18 protein-coding genes are annotated in these 15,733 nt (G+C 39.5%); 7 read left to right on the top strand and 11 right to left on the bottom strand.

From position 1 onward, the window contains the following. Window positions 1-390: 390 nt before the first annotated feature. The 4 genes from J7R13_RS01315 to J7R13_RS01330 all read right to left on the bottom strand — a co-directional run bounded on the left by J7R13_RS01315 (window position 391) and on the right by J7R13_RS01330 (window position 3,335). Window positions 391-1,140, bottom strand: coding sequence for a L,D-transpeptidase family protein (locus tag J7R13_RS01315; RefSeq protein ID WP_208437115.1), 750 nt, complete (start codon window positions 1,138-1,140; stop codon window positions 391-393). Between the two features lie 37 nt (window positions 1,141-1,177). Then, a complete protein-coding gene (locus J7R13_RS01320; protein ID WP_208437116.1) occupies window positions 1,178-2,134 on the bottom strand; it encodes an acetyl-CoA carboxylase carboxyltransferase subunit alpha in 957 nt (318 codons plus the stop codon). A 78-nt stretch (window positions 2,135-2,212) separates the two neighbouring features. Beyond that, window positions 2,213-3,151, bottom strand: coding sequence for a site-specific tyrosine recombinase XerD (locus tag J7R13_RS01325; protein WP_208437117.1), 939 nt, complete (start codon window positions 3,149-3,151; stop codon window positions 2,213-2,215). 1 nt (window position 3,152) lies between these two features. Next, the gene (locus tag J7R13_RS01330) at window positions 3,153-3,335 is read right to left on the bottom strand and encodes a hypothetical protein (RefSeq protein WP_208437287.1); all 183 of its coding nucleotides are present in this window, start codon (window positions 3,333-3,335) and stop codon (window positions 3,153-3,155) included. Window positions 3,336-3,411: 76 nt separating this feature from the next. Here J7R13_RS01330 and J7R13_RS01335 point away from each other — a divergent pair, with 76 nt between their 5' ends. From J7R13_RS01335 to J7R13_RS01355, 5 genes are all read left to right on the top strand, one after another. Beyond that, window positions 3,412-4,044, top strand: coding sequence for a shikimate kinase (locus J7R13_RS01335; protein WP_208437118.1), 633 nt, complete (start codon window positions 3,412-3,414; stop codon window positions 4,042-4,044). After that, window positions 4,019-5,152, top strand: a complete 1,134-nt coding sequence (gene aroB / locus J7R13_RS01340; RefSeq protein WP_208437119.1) for a 3-dehydroquinate synthase — start codon at window positions 4,019-4,021, stop codon at window positions 5,150-5,152. Before J7R13_RS01335 ends, aroB begins: the two co-directional genes overlap by 26 nt. Before the next feature lie 104 nt (window positions 5,153-5,256). After that, window positions 5,257-5,448: a hypothetical protein gene (locus J7R13_RS01345; RefSeq protein WP_208437120.1), complete on the top strand. Its 192-nt coding sequence runs from the start codon at window positions 5,257-5,259 to the stop codon at window positions 5,446-5,448. 112 nt (window positions 5,449-5,560) lie between these two features. Next, window positions 5,561-5,956, top strand: coding sequence for an MliC family protein (locus J7R13_RS01350; protein ID WP_208437121.1), 396 nt, complete (start codon window positions 5,561-5,563; stop codon window positions 5,954-5,956). 17 nt (window positions 5,957-5,973) lie between these two features. Then, window positions 5,974-6,366: an MliC family protein gene (locus tag J7R13_RS01355; protein ID WP_208437122.1), complete on the top strand. Its 393-nt coding sequence runs from the start codon at window positions 5,974-5,976 to the stop codon at window positions 6,364-6,366. A gap of 16 nt (window positions 6,367-6,382) precedes the next feature. On the opposite strand, the gene mnhG is transcribed toward J7R13_RS01355, so the two are convergent. The 7 genes from mnhG to J7R13_RS01390 all read right to left on the bottom strand — a co-directional run bounded on the left by mnhG (window position 6,383) and on the right by J7R13_RS01390 (window position 13,157). Continuing rightward, on the bottom strand, window positions 6,383-6,793 hold the full coding sequence (mnhG, locus tag J7R13_RS01360; protein ID WP_004858025.1) for a monovalent cation/H(+) antiporter subunit G: 411 nt from the start codon (window positions 6,791-6,793) through the stop codon (window positions 6,383-6,385). Beyond that, entirely contained in the window at window positions 6,790-7,071 is a 282-nt protein-coding gene (locus tag J7R13_RS01365; protein WP_208437123.1) for a K+/H+ antiporter subunit F, read from the bottom strand. The genes mnhG and J7R13_RS01365 overlap by 4 nt, the downstream gene beginning before the upstream one ends. Next, window positions 7,068-7,553, bottom strand: a complete 486-nt coding sequence (locus tag J7R13_RS01370; protein ID WP_208437124.1) for a Na+/H+ antiporter subunit E — start codon at window positions 7,551-7,553, stop codon at window positions 7,068-7,070. The genes J7R13_RS01365 and J7R13_RS01370 overlap by 4 nt, the downstream gene beginning before the upstream one ends. Further along, complete coding sequence (locus J7R13_RS01375; protein WP_208437125.1) at window positions 7,550-9,172, bottom strand: monovalent cation/H+ antiporter subunit D; 1,623 nt, start codon at window positions 9,170-9,172, stop codon at window positions 7,550-7,552. Before J7R13_RS01375 ends, J7R13_RS01370 begins: the two co-directional genes overlap by 4 nt. After that, window positions 9,172-9,513, bottom strand: a complete 342-nt coding sequence (locus J7R13_RS01380) for a Na+/H+ antiporter subunit C (RefSeq protein WP_208437126.1) — start codon at window positions 9,511-9,513, stop codon at window positions 9,172-9,174. The genes J7R13_RS01375 and J7R13_RS01380 overlap by 1 nt, the downstream gene beginning before the upstream one ends. Beyond that, window positions 9,513-12,434, bottom strand: a complete 2,922-nt coding sequence (locus J7R13_RS01385) for a monovalent cation/H+ antiporter subunit A (RefSeq protein WP_208437127.1) — start codon at window positions 12,432-12,434, stop codon at window positions 9,513-9,515. Before J7R13_RS01385 ends, J7R13_RS01380 begins: the two co-directional genes overlap by 1 nt. A gap of 234 nt (window positions 12,435-12,668) precedes the next feature. Then, window positions 12,669-13,157, bottom strand: a complete 489-nt coding sequence (locus tag J7R13_RS01390; protein WP_208433303.1) for a BA14K family protein — start codon at window positions 13,155-13,157, stop codon at window positions 12,669-12,671. 171 nt (window positions 13,158-13,328) lie between these two features. Between J7R13_RS01390 and J7R13_RS01395 the strand changes: the two genes are divergently transcribed. Together J7R13_RS01395 and J7R13_RS01400 are read left to right on the top strand one after the other, a co-directional pair. After that, complete coding sequence (locus tag J7R13_RS01395) at window positions 13,329-14,426, top strand: carboxynorspermidine decarboxylase (RefSeq protein ID WP_208437128.1); 1,098 nt, start codon at window positions 13,329-13,331, stop codon at window positions 14,424-14,426. Window positions 14,427-14,485: 59 nt separating this feature from the next. Continuing rightward, on the top strand, window positions 14,486-15,724 hold the full coding sequence (locus tag J7R13_RS01400; protein ID WP_208437129.1) for a saccharopine dehydrogenase family protein: 1,239 nt from the start codon (window positions 14,486-14,488) through the stop codon (window positions 15,722-15,724). Window positions 15,725-15,733: the final 9 nt, after the last annotated feature.

Consider the following 15,733-nt stretch of genomic DNA (forward strand, 5'->3'; position numbering starts at 1 on the left):
TTTGAATATGCTCCATAATATATCACCATAAACGCTAACACATCATTTTATCCCCTCCCATCACCCTAAAAAATGAAGATTCTTAATCCTCACCAATCTTTAATCAGATTGATTTCTCTTAAATGGATACTACCTGCTAACCATTTATATGATTCATTTCATAAGCTCACCGAACAAATTCGGCTCTGAATATTCCGTTAAACTACACACTTTTATACTTGGTTAATGCAAAAAACTACAACCAGTCAGAAATGACTTTGTATTTTCAATATGCATGAGTGTGCCTTATATCACCCATACTGAAAGACAACACTCGACATTACAGATATAAAGAATAAAGCATTCTGAAAAAAATCAAAGGGAGCTCCCATTTTACGATAAAATCGGCATTCACTGCGTTAGAGCAGCTGAAATTTGATCAGTGTTATGATTGAAAACATAACGTTTTTCGTACACATAAACCTTTGGAGGTTTACGATTCTCCTCAAAGAAATCATAACCTTCTTTAAGCATAACCCAAAATTGATAATGAGGATCATCTCTATGACGCGTCATATTGGCATCAGTCATGCGAAAAGGAAAAGCCTGCAACTGAAATTCTCTCTGTCCACCTCTGAAAGCATCACGTGCAAAAGCATAAATCTGTGCCATATTCTTATCACTCATGGAATAACAACCAGCAGAAAAACAAGAACCGTGCACCATAAGATTGCTTCCTGTTCGGCCATGGACCTGATCATAAAGGTTAGGAAATCCTATATTAAAAGAAAGATAATATTTAGAATAGGGATTCATTTGATTTGCACTAACAGTGTAAAAACCTTCCGGCGTCTGAAAATCTCCTTCCTTATATTTAGGTCCAAGCTGACCAGACCATTTGCAAATGCCATAGCGCGCCATTAGCACAAAAGGTCCTGAACGGGACTGTTTCCAAACTTCGGCAATATTTTCTTCCTTAAAAAACCGCATCATAATCGGCGCATAGGGATCGATATTATGCAAAACCATTCTATTTTGAATTTCTTGTGGAAGCGGTTGCTCAACTTTAGCACGGATAGAAGCTGGCAATCTTATTCCACATGCTGTTAATATCCCCACTGCAAACAAAACACACACTGCAAAAAACCTGTTGAATGTCATCAAATAAAACTCCGATACACCCCTCACAAAAAATGAATTATGTTAAAGACCTACCAATTTGAAGATATTTTTCCCAACGGTCTTGTTTAAGAGCTTCCCCATCTTTTCCAGCCATAGCCTTTAAAGCCTCTGAAATAACGTTACCTGCTTCATCAATAACAGTCTCTTTTCCTCGATGTGCACCTCCCAAAGGCTCCGGAATAATGCCATCAATAATCTTTAACCGATACAAATCTTGAGCAGTAATACGCATATTCATTGCCGCATCTTTTGCACGAGTTGGATCACGCCATAAAATAGAAGCTGCGCCTTCTGGAGAAATAACAGAATAAATCGAATGTTCTAGCATATACACTTTGTTAGCGGCTGCGATTGCTATCGCTCCTCCTGATCCGCCTTCTCCAATAACAACCGAAACCACAGGAACTTTTAAGCGCAAAGTCATCGCTGTTGATTGAGCAATTGCCTCTGCTTGACCGCGCTCTTCAGCGCTCACACCAGGATAAGCCCCTGCTGTATCAACAAAAGTGAGGAGTGGCAAACCAAAACGGTCAGCCATCTCCATAATACGTACAGCTTTGCGATACCCTTCTGGACGTGCAGAACCAAAATTATAACGCAAACGCGTTTGCGTATCGTGACCTTTCTCTTGACCTATGTATGCAACGGCTTCACCTTTAAAGCGGGCGAGGCCTGCTTGAATAGCCTCATCTTCAGCAAACTTGCGATCTCCTGCCAAAGGTGTGACATCACTCAGCAAACGTGCAGAATAGTCCATAAAATGAGGACGATCCGGATGGCGAGCTACTTGCGTTTTTTGCCATGGCGATAATTTCTTGTAAATATCGCGCAATGCCATCTGAGAACGCATTTCAAGACGTGCAATCTCGTCGCTCATATCAAGGCTGCCTTCTTCTTGAGAAATCTGTTTTAATTCAAGAATCTTCCCATCGAGATCAGCAACTGGTTTTTCAAAATCAAGATAATTATACATTGTACCTAACTTATTTGGTATCACTTATACACTTATAAACCGTTTTATAAAGTATTTTTCAAAAACATCTCCTTTTCTTTACCCAGCCTTCTGCTCATCGGCAAGTGGATGATGCTCATTGACTAAACGATAAAGTCCTGTTTCCAACACATGGGTATAAATCTGGGTGGTAGCAATATCAGAGTGACCTAACAAATGTTGAACAGCACGCAAATCAGCACCATTCTGCAAAAGATGGCTAGCAAAAGCATGGCGCAACACATGGGGAGACAAGCTGTCATCTTTTATTCCTGCTCTTCTGGCAAGTCTTTTTAACTCCCGCGCAACAACTTGACGAGCAATATACCCTGTTTCTGAACGCGCAGGAAAAAGATAAAGACTTACCGCATCCTTTCCTTGATCACGCAAGTCTAACCACTGTGAAAGAACTTGACATGCTTTTTTTGATAACAGCACCATTCGCTCTTTTTTACCTTTACCACGAACGAAAATATAAGCCTCCTTCCCTCGAACAGCCTGCACGGGAAGACTCACCAACTCACTAATACGGAGCCCTGTTGCGTAAAGCATTTCAATCAACACCTGAAGACGCAATGCGCAAAGATAATCCTTAGTCCCATAATTTGTTTGATTCACTTCCAACTGCGCCAAATCAAGTAATTTTGTTACCCCATCTTCACTGATGATTTTAGGCAAAGGACGCCCCTGACGAGGCGCATCAATATCATGAGAAGGATCATCTGCTCTCAATCCTTCTGCATAAAGAAATTGATAAAATTGACGCAAAGTCGATAAACGGCGTGCTTGTGAAGATGCTGCAAAACCAAGAGTATGCATAAGCGATAAAAGAGCAATTAAATCTTCTTTTTGTGCTGAAAAAAGCGAAACAGAATGCGAAGACAATTCATCTTGTGCCCACTGCAAATCATGCTGATAAGCCGCAAGCGTATGAGAAGAAGCCCCTCGCTCCGCACTCATCATCTCAAGGAAATGATCTATCACAGCATCACTTTTCATTTCATTCATTCGCTTTTGAAGAAAAATCTAATGAATCCAAGGGGACACTGATATAAGTATCCACAGTTACCGGCTCAACCCAAACTGTAAGAGCAACCATCATACTAAAAAGAATAACAAGCGAAATGAAAAGAATCATCAAAAATCTGGTCAATGTTGGCATAAGATAATAAACTATTTCCAAAATACTCCATCTCTTATCATACCTTACAAAGATTAACAGGAATTGACTTTAAAGCAGATAAATGCCGAAATAAGCTATGAAAAGTAATCAACCTAAATATATCTCGATGACACAGATAAAGAATCAGCTCTTATCAACTCTTGATAAACGAGCACTTGTGCTTGTAGGTCTTATGGGCGCAGGCAAATCAGTGATCGGAAAACGCGTTGCTACCATACTCCATTTACCCTTTTACGATTCTGATCAGGAAATCGAAAAAGCTGCTAACATGACCATTACTGAACTCTTTGAAACTTATGGTGAACCGGAGTTTCGTGCTCTTGAACAGCGTGTTATTCTAAACCTCATTAAAAAAAAACCTCTTGTTTTAGCAACAGGTGGCGGTGCCTACATAAACCAAGACATTCGAAAAGCTATTCATCAAAATGGAATATCTATCTGGCTCAAAGTTGATCTTGATATCCTCATGAAACGTGTTTCACGGCGCCCAACTCGACCACTTCTTCAAACAGCAAACCCTAGGGAAACCATGAAAAAACTCATGGAACAACGTTATCCTATCTATGCAAAAGCAAATTTAACAATTAACAGTCACAAAGAAAGCCGTCATACCGTAGCAAAAAATGTCATACGATCTGTACAGCACTACCTCTCCACAGAGGAGAACGATAGGAATAACAAACATGCAAGCCAAAACCGTTACTGTTAAACTGGACAAGCGCTGTTACGATATCATTATTGGCCCAAATCTCATTGCTCAAACGGCTTTGCAGATTAAGCGTTCTCTTCACCAAAAAGATTTTCATCAAACACGTTTAGCAATTGTTACAGATACAAATGTTGCATCCCTTCATTTGGATACATTACAGGCAGAGTTAACAAAAAATAAAATTCATGCTGTTCCTATTGTTGTAGAAGCAGGGGAACAATCAAAATCATTTTCAACTCTGCAGACTGTTATTGATAAAATTCTTGCTGCACGTTTAGAAAGAGGTGACAGCGTTATTGCTTTTGGTGGTGGTGTCATTGGTGACCTAGGAGGATTTGCTGCAAGCATCATACGCCGCGGCATGAACTTCATTCAGATGCCTACAACGTTGCTTGCACAAATTGATTCTTCTGTTGGTGGAAAAACTGGAATCAATAGCCGATTTGGTAAAAATCTTATTGGTACTTTTTATCAACCACACTGTGTTATCGCTGATACTTGTATCCTTGATACACTTCCGTTGCGTCAATTTCGCGCTGGTTACGCTGAAATGGTTAAATATGGGCTCATTAACCAACCTGATTTCTTTGAATGGCTTGAAAAAAACGGGCAAAAAATTTTTTCTAATGGTCCTATGCGAACAGAAGCCATTGTCCGCTCGTGCCAATTTAAAGCTCACATTGTAGCACGCGATGAATACGAAACAGGAGAACGCGCACTCTTAAACCTTGGTCATACATTTGGACATATGCTTGAAACAGCAACAGCTTACGACTCAAACCGTTTAATCCACGGCGAAGCTGTAGCAATTGGGATGACTCTAGCACACCAATTCTCCGCTCAACTGAATTTAATAAACCCCACACTCACACACCGCATCGAAACACACCTTAAAGCAGTGGGATTGCCTACACAACTACAGGATATTCCAGGTAAACTACCAGATGCTGAAACACTGATGACTCTCATCTCCCAAGATAAAAAAGTCTCACAAAACAATTTGACCTTCATCTTAACACGCGGACTTGGCCAATCATTTATTGCAAAAAATGTCTCTCCAGAGGCAGTTTTAACTTTTCTGGAACAAAAATTAGCGAAAATTCGTTAATTCATATTGAATATAATTGATTCGTTTTTATACTTCTATTAAAGAAATAAGCGTGATGATGTCTGCGTAGCTCAGTAGGATAGAGCACAGGATTCCTAAAGAAATTGGGCGCTTTAAGGAGAAATCCTCAAAGTGGATCTGCTCAAATTCGGGGAAAGCTTTATGGGGGACTCCCATGCCAATCCCGAGCCAAGCCTCTCTTCAAAGGAGAGGAAGGTGTAGAGACTGAACGGGCAGCGCCTAAAGAGCGTAAGCTTCAAGGTGAAGAGACAGTCCAGACCACAAACAGTCTGTAAAGCTGGCGGTGAAAATCGAAGTGGTATGAATCCTGGGGTCGCAGGTTCGAATCCTGCCGTAGACACCATCGCATAAGTTAAATTACTCTTCTGCTTAATATAGGGAAGCATTATGAAAAAAACTCTACATATTTTAGGATTTTTGACCGCTTCAAGTCTATTTCTCTTTAGTTCAGGAAATACCTTCGCTGCTTCTTTAATCATTGAAGTACCAGACAACCCAGAGCCAACAACACGAACTATTGCCTACCAATGTGATACTGGAAAAAGCAAAGAACGCGTTGAAGCGATCTATCTCAATGCCGATAATATTTCATTGGTTGATTTCAAATGGAAAGGTGATCGCGTTATTGCTGCAAATGTCATTGCCGACACAGGGAAAAGATACGAAGGAGCGCAGTATATTTGGTGGGAAATGAACAACGAAGTCAAACTTCATGATCGTATTCGTGATCCAGAAGGAAAAGAACTCATCCGCTGTAAGGATGAATCAACGTTATTATTCTAAATAATCAGGTAAACATTATGAAAAAAAATTTTTTTAATTTACAATTTTTAGCCGTTTTGAGTTTGTCCCTGTTTAACTCAATCAGTGCTTTTGCTGGCTCTTTGGTCATTGAGGTACCAGACGATCCAGAACCAACAAAAGAAACCGTTATCTATCAATGCAGTGCTGAAACAAAAAAAGAACGTGTTGAAGCAACCTACTACAATGCCGGTGAGATTGCACTCGTTGATCTCAAATGGAACGGAAAGCGCGTCATAGCTTCCAATGTCATTGCTGCTTCTGGAGCAAAATATGTGGGAGGTGAATATGTTTGGTGGACAAAAAAAGATGAGGCGACATTTTATAACCTCATTAATGATCCAAAGGAAGAAATGCCGCTCAACTGTGTAGAAGAAAAAGGCACAGAATAAAGAGGGTTCTTACATACTAAAAATCACGCTGGTTCTTATCGCTTGATATTCCTTCTAATGTAGATGTCTGTTCTTCTGTCTGACGCGATAAAAGAGCCAGCGGTTTTTCTTGTTCGTTTTCTGAATGGTCTCGATAAGCCCCCGCTTGCGATACCAACATGGAAGCCACGGGTATTGTCACAAGCAAAAAAATCATCAATAATATTTCATGAAACACAAAATGATGGTCTACAAACGTGGAATAAAGAAACGAGGAAATAAGAATACTACCTGCCCCCCAACTTGTGCTCAGTGAAAGCATATGCAAACGCTTATAAAAACTGGAAAGACGCACTAATCCTATCGCCCCAATCAATGTGAGACCAGATCCCAATATTAAAAAAACTGTGATAACAATAGCAACCACAAGCGATACATCATCATTCATTCAATAATCTCTCCCCGCATTAAAAATTTTGCCAAAGCAATGCTTGATACAGGACCCAAAAGCCCAATAATGAGAGCTGCTACAAAATAAATGGTTGTTCCTGAACGAATATCAAATGTAAGAAATAAAAGAATCGTGGTTATATAAAGGGCATCCAACCCTACAATCCGATCTTGCGCCCGTGGACCACGAATCAATCGAAAGAGCGCTGGAATCATCGCCAAACATAAAAAAAACTGCGAAAAAAAAATCCCCCAATAAAGGATCATCATACTCATGAAAAAATCTCCAAAAGCAACTGCTCATACCGTTGTTTTATAAACTGTTGGTAGTTATATCCATTTTTAAAATTTAAAACATGAAGCAAAAGCTCACCATTTTTTCTATTATAGGCAATCCAAACAGTTCCTGGAGTGACAGAAAGGATGCATGCTAAAATAGCCAAAGCAGTACGACTCTCGAGCAAAAGAGGCACTACAATAAAACCCGATTGCTGTTTTTGAGACCTTTTTGTTAAAACAAAACAAACCACCGAAATATTTGAAATTATAGAATCGATAAATACACGAAAAATGAGACGAAAGACTGCACTCCAGTTTTTAATCGTGATCTTTTCCGGTTCAAGAAACCGCATCACCCAACCACTAAACAAACCAATTATAATCCCTAAGAGCAATTGGCCTAAATTAAAACCGTTCAAGGTCAACCACATAAAAACAATTATGCCACTGAAAAAAGGGAAAGGACAAAAATAACTCATCGATTCATCTCCCTCTTTTTGAGAGAAAAATCACCTAAAACGCTCCCAATATAGTTTTGAGGATCATACAAAGTTTTTGCTGTTTCAGACATATAGTGGCTAACAGGACCGGCTACAATTGTTATAAGAAAACACAAAGCAAGGAGAATAGCAATGGGTGCAAATTCAATGATCTGCACACGCGGAACTCTTCCTTCAAGAGAAACCCAAAAAGTTCGAATACCTGTTCGTGTCAAAGCAATTAAAGCGGAAAAACCAGAGAGTGTAACAAAAATAATAAAAAGCCAATCCTGATAGTCTGGTAGAGAATCAGACACATTCTCCTTAGTATGGTTTAAGATTGCCACGAACATCATAAATTTAGCAACAAAACCAGAAAAAGGTGGCAAACCAATAATCAAAAGAGCACTGATACCAAAACAAGCCCCAAGAATTGCCAAAGTTACCGGCAAATAGGTACCCACTTCATCTTCTTCCTCCTCTTCATCATCACCATACACTTCCATTGTGACAGTCAACACATTTGCAGCTACATCTTGGCAACGTTCAACCAGCTCGACCAGAAGAAAAAAAGCACCAAGTGCTAAAGTCGAAGAAACAATATAAAAGAGCGCACCTGCTGTCAGCGCCGTATTACCGATCCCAATCGCTGCCAATAATGTACCAGAAGAGACAAGAATACTATAAGCTGCCAAACGTACTAAAACTTGGCTAGCCAACACCCCAATAAAACCAAAAGCCATAGTGGCAAGCCCACCATAAAACAAAATCGTATGACCAAAATGGCTAAAATATCCACTTTCAGATCCAAACCATAACAACGTCAAACGTAAAATAACGTAAATACCCACCTTACTTAAAAGTGCAAAAGAAGCCCCAACAGGCGCTACTGCTGCACTGTAAGTCGGCATTAACCAAAAATTAAGCGGCCACATGCCTGCCTTGAGTAAAAAAGCGATACCCAAAAACGCAGCACCTATTTCGAATAAAACAATATCTTCAGCAAGTATATGTTTCATTTTTACAGCCAAATCGGCCATATTAAGAGTGCCAACGACTCCATAAATGAGAGCCGCACCAGTTAAAAAAAACAATGAAGCAACAAGATTAACCACAACATAATGCAACCCCGCACGCACACGTGACTGACCAGAACCATGCAATGCAAGCCCATAAGAAGCCGTTAACATCACTTCAAAAAACACAAATAAATTGAACAAATCACCTGTCAAAAAAGCGCCGTTTATTCCAACCATGAAAAATTGCATCAGTGATTGAAAATGAGAACCAGCTTTGTACCAATGAGCCTGTGCAAAAACTAACGCGCTCGTCATCAACAAGCTGGAAAGTAAAAGCATCATAGCGCTTAAACGATCAAGGACCAAGACAATTCCGAATGGAGAAGGCCAATTGCCAAGCTGATAAACATGCGAAGCAGGAGCAATTTCAAGAACACAAATAATTAATAAAACAGCAATAACAACCAATAATCCTGCAGAAAAAAGACCTATAAATGATTTAAGTTTTGCATGGCGTTCATCATAAAAAAGAAGAAGCGCTCCAGTACTTAAAGGTAAAAGGATAGGCAAAATGAGAAGATGCTGCACGCAAGCTTCCATCACTGCACCTCACGTCCATCAACGTGATCTGAACCTGTTAATCCTCGTGAAACCAGAAGTATAACCAAAAATAAGGCTGTCGTCGCAAAACCAATCACAATTGCTGTTAAAACCAAAGCTTGTGGAAGAGGATCGACGTAATTTTCTGGATTGATCACCATGGAAGGATCAACAATCGGTGCAGCATTGCTACGCGGTCTACTCATTGAAAACATAAAAAGATTGACACCATAGGACATCAAAGACAAACCGAGAATAACTTGAAAAGTTCGTGGGCGTAACACAAGCCAAATGCCTGATCCAACAAGAACACCAATAGCCAAAGAAAGAACAGTTTCCATTAATTTTCCTTCTCCTCCAAAAGTGGTTTCTTACCAATTCGGTAACTACGAATTGACTGGTGTGCAAGTGCAATTAAAATGAGAACAGTTGCTCCCAACACAAGAGAAAACACACCAAAATCAAACAAAAAAGCAGATGTTATAGGGACATTTCCAATCAACGGAAGATGCATATATTGAAAAAAAGAAGTTAAAAAAGGATACCCAACGAGCCAAGCCCCTACTCCCGTTGCAACTGACAACAATAAACCAAACCCCATCCAACGCAAAGGCAAAACTCTCAAATGATTTTCCACCCAACGAATATCACGTGCAAGATATTGCAAAATAAAACCTATCGCTAGAGTCACACCACCGACAAATCCACCTCCTGGAAGATCATGCCCCCGTATAAATAAATAAACCGAAAAAGCAATAATAACTGCAAAGAGCCAACCCATGATAACAGCAGGAACAGTGAGATAATTCAACACTGTATCCCCCACATTCCGATCAGGCTGTGCCATATCAAAAGCTTTCTGAATACGTTGTTGAAAAGGCGCGTCAATACTTTCAGGAGCAGGACGAAACCGTCTTAAAAGAGCAAAAACAGTGAGTGAAACAACACCTAAAACGACAATTTCTCCCATGGTATCAAAACCACGGAAATCAACTAACAACACATTCACAACATTGCGACCACCAGCACCAGAATAAGCATTGGTTAGAAAAAAATCAGAAACTGTCGTACCTTGAGGACGTGTCATCATCGCAAAGGAAAGCCACGCTACCCCAGCACCTCCCACAAGAGCCATAACGAAATCACGGAAACGACGCAAACGCACAAAAAAACGAACAGACTTTGGAGAAGGATTATGCAAACGCTTAGGCAACCACCGCAAACCAAGCAATAATAAGACAGCTGTCACAACTTCAACAACCAATTGTGTTATTGCCAAATCTGGTGCAGAAAGCCATAAAAAGGTTGCACAAGTCATCAAGCCAGCGCCGCTTAAGAGCATGAGTGATGCAAGGCGGTGAAACTTTGCTTGCCAAGCAACTAAAAGCGCACATAATCCGCCAACCACCCAAAGCGCAAGAAAAGGAACATCAAGCGGAAAAAATGGTAACGAGCCTGCTGAAATTAAACCATCACACCAAAGCAAAAGGCCAACAAATATAAAACACACCCAAAAAATCCAGTGCAATTGTATTTGCAAGCGACGTGTTGACAAAACAGATTCCACCGCACGTGCCCATTTCCAAGAAATAATCACGAGAACACGTTCAAAAATACGGGGTCCTTTTAAGTGACGAAAAAAGGGAGGACCATCATCACAAGATAAAAAATAACGATGCCCAACAGCATAGAGCAATCCTCCCCCTAATAAAGCCACCAAACTCATCATTAATGGAGTATTAAAACCATGCCAAACAGCCAAACTATAAGGAATTGTTATCGGCCCTAAAACAGAGACAGCTGCATTATCCAAAATAGGCCCTATTGTTAAATTAGGAAAAATACCAACCGCCAAACAAATAAACACCAAAAGTTCCATGGGTAAACGCATAAAATGCGGTGGTTCATGGGGCGTTTTGGGTAAATTAACAGGTTTTGGTCCTAAAAAGACGCTATGAATAAAACGTATAGAGTAGGTCACACTAAACAGACTAGCCAGCGTTGCTACATAAGGCGCAATCCAATCAAGCCATGATTCCATATGCGTTTCAACCGCTTCAGCAAAAAACATCTCTTTCGATAAAAAACCATTCAACAAAGGGACTCCCGCCATCGCTGCACTCGCGACTAAAGCAAGCGTTGCAGTAATAGGCATAGAACGATAAAGACCTGTCAGCTTACGCATATCACGTGTTCCCGTCTCGTGATCAATAATGCCCGCGGCCATAAATAAAGAAGCTTTAAAAGTAGCATGGTTGGCCATATGAAAAATCGCCGCAACACATGCAAGTGGGCTTCCAAGACTTAAAAGCGTGGTAATCAATCCAAGATGGCTAATCGTTGAGTAAGCAAGCAACCCTTTCAAATCTTGCTGAAACATAGAAAAATAGGCACCAAGCAACAGTGTTGAAAGTCCTGAAAAGCCAACCAACCAAAACCAAGATTCTGTTCCAGATAGCACGGGCCATAACCGAACAAGTAAAAACAATCCTGCTTTCACCATTGTTGCCGAATGCAAATAAGCCGATACGGGTGTCGGAGCAGCCATCGCATTGGGCAACCAAAAATGGAACGGAAACTGCGCACTTTTTGTCAACCCTCCCAATAAAATACAAATAAGAACAGGATTATAAAGAGGACTTGACCGGATCATATCACCAGACTGCAATACCTTATCCAAATCAAAACTGCCAACGATATTGCCAATCAATAAAACCCCAATAAAAAGGGTGAAACCACCAAAGCCTGTGATAGTTAAAGCCATACGCGCACCTTCACGCGCACTCGCATTATGGTACCAATACCCAATCAACAAAAAAGAAAAAATACTAGTAAGTTCCCAGAAAACAACCAAAAAAATAAGATTGCCTGATAAGATTATTCCTGTCATCGACCCCATAAAGGCCAGAAAAAAAGAAAAAAACCGCGGTACAGAATCTGCCGGATCCATATAATAACGCGCATAGACAACAACAAGCAGTCCAATTCCTGTAATGAGCAAGCAAAAAAGCCATGATAAACCATCCATACGAAAGATCAAATCACTTCCCCATTCTGGAAGCCAAGAAATATCTAAACGCACTACACGATTTCCACGCACAGCAGGATAAAGCATTATTGTAAAAAGAAAGCTGAAAAGCGCAATGGCTCCCGCAAACCATGCTTCATTATTTTTTGCTGTCGAACGAAAAAAGCCAATAACAGCACTTCCACAAAAGGGAAGCAAAACGAGCAATACCAACATTGCTTCCCGTGTTGTCATTCTTTAAGCTCCATCCTACCCTTAATATTTTGTCATCGACAAAATAAAATTTACATTATCCCTCATCCCACACTTAATGATAATAAGATTTAATAAAACTTAAAAGCATTTAAAATTTTCAAAAAACTACTGGTGCGTGAAAAAACATCACAGCATACAAACTCCCTTTTTATTTTAAGAGCAGTAACGAGCACGGCAAGATTCTGATAAAGATTTTTTTATATTTAACAGTTTTTATCCTTTAAAAAAGCGCGAAAGACACTGCTTACGAGGACCATGAAAAGGCTGATAGCTATTATCATCTTTATTGTAAGAACGATAACGCGCACGACAAGATTCGATATGTTGTTTAAGTGCTCCTAGCTCCTTTTCTTCTAAAGAAGAGATTAAAAACATCCTTCTCGCATTTGATGTAACTTTTAATGGCGCGCGTTTTGTGTTTAGCTGTGGTAATGCAACAAAGGCTGCTTCAGGATACCACCAATTATCTCTATACTCAACATAACCACGCCGATAATTATGATACCCCTTGAAACCATTAAGCTCTCTACGCCCCGTAAAAATCAAAGGCACCGAACTCTCTTGAACAAAAGCTTGAGGGACTACTTTAGCTTTAGCATCGCTTTTATTTTGCACTAAATCAACAATATTAGTTGTTATAATGAAAAAACTTCCAACGAATACGAGAGCTAAAGCATAATATAATTTTTTTGTCATACACATAACACAAGTCTCAAAACAACAAAAACAAAACTCAGTTGCAGAAAGCCTCTCTATTGCTAGACAAAAACAGATTCTTTTTTTAAAACTGCTTTTTCTTGAGACATTCTGTTGCTCTTTGTACTAAACGTTAATCTTAACAATAAGATCCCTTCAAAAGAGAATGGATAAAGGATGATAAAAACCCCCTATTATCTTATAGATAAATCTAAGCTCATAAAAAATATGGAAATTATCGCTCGCTTACGCGAAATGTCCGGAGCAAAAATTTTGCTTGCTTTGAAATGTTTTGCCACATGGAGTGTTTTTGATTTTATGTCTGAGTTTATGGATGGAACCACATCATCCTCTCTTTATGAACTACATTTAGGAAGAGAAAAATTCGGCAAAGAAACCCATGCCTATTCAGTTGCTTGGGCGGATGATGAAATTGATGAAGCTTGTAGCTATGCAGATAAAATCATCTTTAATTCAATCCAACAGCTTCAACGTTTTGCCAACGCTACAAAAACCATTCAACGAGGTTTAAGGTTAAATCCAGGCATCAGTGCATCAAATTTTGATCTTGCCAATCCTTCTCGTCCTTTTAGTCGTTTGGGTGAAACGAACCAAAGCGCGATTAAAGAAGTTTTACCTCTCATCAATGGCTTGATGATCCACAACAATTGTGAAAATGCTGATTTTAATCTTTTCAACAAAATGTTGAGTCACATGGAAGAAAAATTTGCAGAACTCTTTACTGCGGTTGAGTGGATAAGCCTAGGTGGTGGAATTCATTTTACAGCTGAAAATTACCCTTTAGAAGCTTTTGCAGAACGCTTAAAACATTTTTCAAAAACCCATGGTGTCACCATTTTTCTGGAACCTGGAGAAGCTGCTATTACCAAAAGCACCACATTAGAAGTAAGTGTTCTTGATACATTATATAATGAAAAGAACCTTGCTATCGTTGATAGCTCAATTGAAGCCCATATGCTTGATCTTCTCATTTATCGTGAAAATGCAAAGTTAGAACCTAATCAAGGGCCTCATGAAATTATGGTATGCGGAAAATCTTGTCTCGCTGGTGATATTTTTGGAACATTTCGGTTCCCTGAACCTCTTCAAATAGGTGATAGATTGTCTTTTCAAGATGCAGCAGGCTATACAATGGTTAAGAAAAACTGGTTCAATGGTGTTGCAATGCCTGCAATTGTCATTAAAGAATCTGATGGAACGCTAACAATTCAACGCCAATTCAGCTATAGTGATTACCAAAAGAGCCTTTCATGATCAAAAACCATATAACAAAACCATCATGCGACAATATTAATTAAGGAGATAAACCCAAAATGAAGAAAAATGTCCTCATTATTGGTGCTGGAGGTGTTGCACAAGTAGTTGCGCATAAATGTGCCCAAAATAACGATATTCTCGGCGATATTCATATCGCTTCACGAACGCTCAAAAAATGTGAAGCCATCATTACTTCTATTAAAGAAAAAAATGCAATGAAAGAACAAGGTGTTCTTATGGGCCACGAGCTCAATGCAATGAATATAGAAGCAACTGTAAATCTCATAAAAAAAATCAAATGTGAAATTGTCATCAATGTTGGATCAGCCTTTCTTAATATGTCAGTTCTTTCAGCTTGCATCGAAACCAAATGCGCTTATATTGATACTGCAATTCACGAAGATCCTTTAAAAATTTGTGAAACACCTCCTTGGTATGGTAATTATGAATGGCCCCGTCGTCAAGAATGTGAAAAAGCTGGTATAACTGCTATTTTGGGTGCAGGTTTTGACCCAGGCGTCGTGAATGCTTATGCAGCGTTGGCGCATAAGTGTTATTTTGATAAGATAACAGATATTGATATTATTGATATTAATGCCGGAAACCACGGACGTTGGTTTGCCACAAATTTTGATCCAGAAATTAACTTCCGAGAATTTACAGGACGAGTATGGTCTTGGCAAAATAGAAAATGGGTTTCCAATCAAATGTTTGAAGTCAGCCATGAATGGGATCTTCCCGTTGTTGGAAAACAAAAAGCTTACATGACGGGACATGATGAAATTCATTCATTATCCAAAAATTTTGATGTTCAAAATGTCCGTTTCTGGATGGGATTTGGTGAACGTTATATCACTGTTTTTACAGTTCTAAAAAATCTCGGGCTTTTATCCGAGCAACCTATTAAAACGGCAGAGGGACAAGAAGTCGTTCCTTTAAAGGTCGTAAAAGCTGTCTTACCCGATCCCGCCTCTTTAGCACCAAACTACACAGGAAAAACTTGTATTGGAGATCTCATTAAAGGTGAAAAAGATGGAAAACCAAGAGAAATTTTCATCTATAATATAGCCGATCACAAACAAGCTTTTAACGAAACCGGTGCCCAAGGCATTTCTTACACAGCCGGTGTACCAGCCGCCGCCGCAGCCCTTCTTATTGCCACCGGCGAATGGGATGTTAAAACCATGGTCAACGTAGAAGAATTACCACCACATCCATTCCTCAAACATCTTGATCATATGGGACTCTCCACTTGGATACGAGAACAACAAGAAGAAACAAAATTACAATTTTAAGACTTTACA

The sequence above is a fragment of the Bartonella taylorii 8TBB genome (assembly GCF_902825155.1).
GTDB lineage: Bacteria > Pseudomonadota > Alphaproteobacteria > Rhizobiales > Rhizobiaceae > Bartonella > Bartonella taylorii_A.

Bases quoted from the DNA above. Each gene is read 5' to 3' on its own strand.
- J7R13_RS01325 (WP_208437117.1), bottom strand. From the start codon at position 3,151: ATGAAAAGTGATGCTGTGATAGATCATTTCCTTGAGATGATGAGTGCG.
- J7R13_RS01395 (WP_208437128.1), top strand. From the start codon at position 13,329: ATGATAAAAACCCCCTATTATCTTATAGATAAATCTAAGCTCATAAAA.
- J7R13_RS01390 (WP_208433303.1), bottom strand. From the start codon at position 13,157: ATGTGTATGACAAAAAAATTATATTATGCTTTAGCTCTCGTATTCGTT.
- J7R13_RS01385 (WP_208437127.1), bottom strand. From the start codon at position 12,434: ATGACAACACGGGAAGCAATGTTGGTATTGCTCGTTTTGCTTCCCTTT.
- J7R13_RS01335 (WP_208437118.1), top strand. From the start codon at position 3,412: ATGAAAAGTAATCAACCTAAATATATCTCGATGACACAGATAAAGAAT.
- J7R13_RS01365 (WP_208437123.1), bottom strand. From the start codon at position 7,071: ATGAGTATGATGATCCTTTATTGGGGGATTTTTTTTTCGCAGTTTTTT.
- mnhG (WP_004858025.1), bottom strand. From the start codon at position 6,793: ATGAATGATGATGTATCGCTTGTGGTTGCTATTGTTATCACAGTTTTT.
- aroB (WP_208437119.1), top strand. From the start codon at position 4,019: ATGCAAGCCAAAACCGTTACTGTTAAACTGGACAAGCGCTGTTACGAT.
- J7R13_RS01320 (WP_208437116.1), bottom strand. From the start codon at position 2,134: ATGTATAATTATCTTGATTTTGAAAAACCAGTTGCTGATCTCGATGGG.
- J7R13_RS01355 (WP_208437122.1), top strand. From the start codon at position 5,974: ATGAAAAAAAATTTTTTTAATTTACAATTTTTAGCCGTTTTGAGTTTG.
- J7R13_RS01370 (WP_208437124.1), bottom strand. From the start codon at position 7,553: ATGAGTTATTTTTGTCCTTTCCCTTTTTTCAGTGGCATAATTGTTTTT.
- J7R13_RS01315 (WP_208437115.1), bottom strand. From the start codon at position 1,140: ATGACATTCAACAGGTTTTTTGCAGTGTGTGTTTTGTTTGCAGTGGGG.
- J7R13_RS01400 (WP_208437129.1), top strand. From the start codon at position 14,486: ATGAAGAAAAATGTCCTCATTATTGGTGCTGGAGGTGTTGCACAAGTA.
- J7R13_RS01380 (WP_208437126.1), bottom strand. From the start codon at position 9,513: ATGGAAACTGTTCTTTCTTTGGCTATTGGTGTTCTTGTTGGATCAGGC.
- J7R13_RS01350 (WP_208437121.1), top strand. From the start codon at position 5,561: ATGAAAAAAACTCTACATATTTTAGGATTTTTGACCGCTTCAAGTCTA.
- J7R13_RS01375 (WP_208437125.1), bottom strand. From the start codon at position 9,172: ATGGAAGCTTGCGTGCAGCATCTTCTCATTTTGCCTATCCTTTTACCT.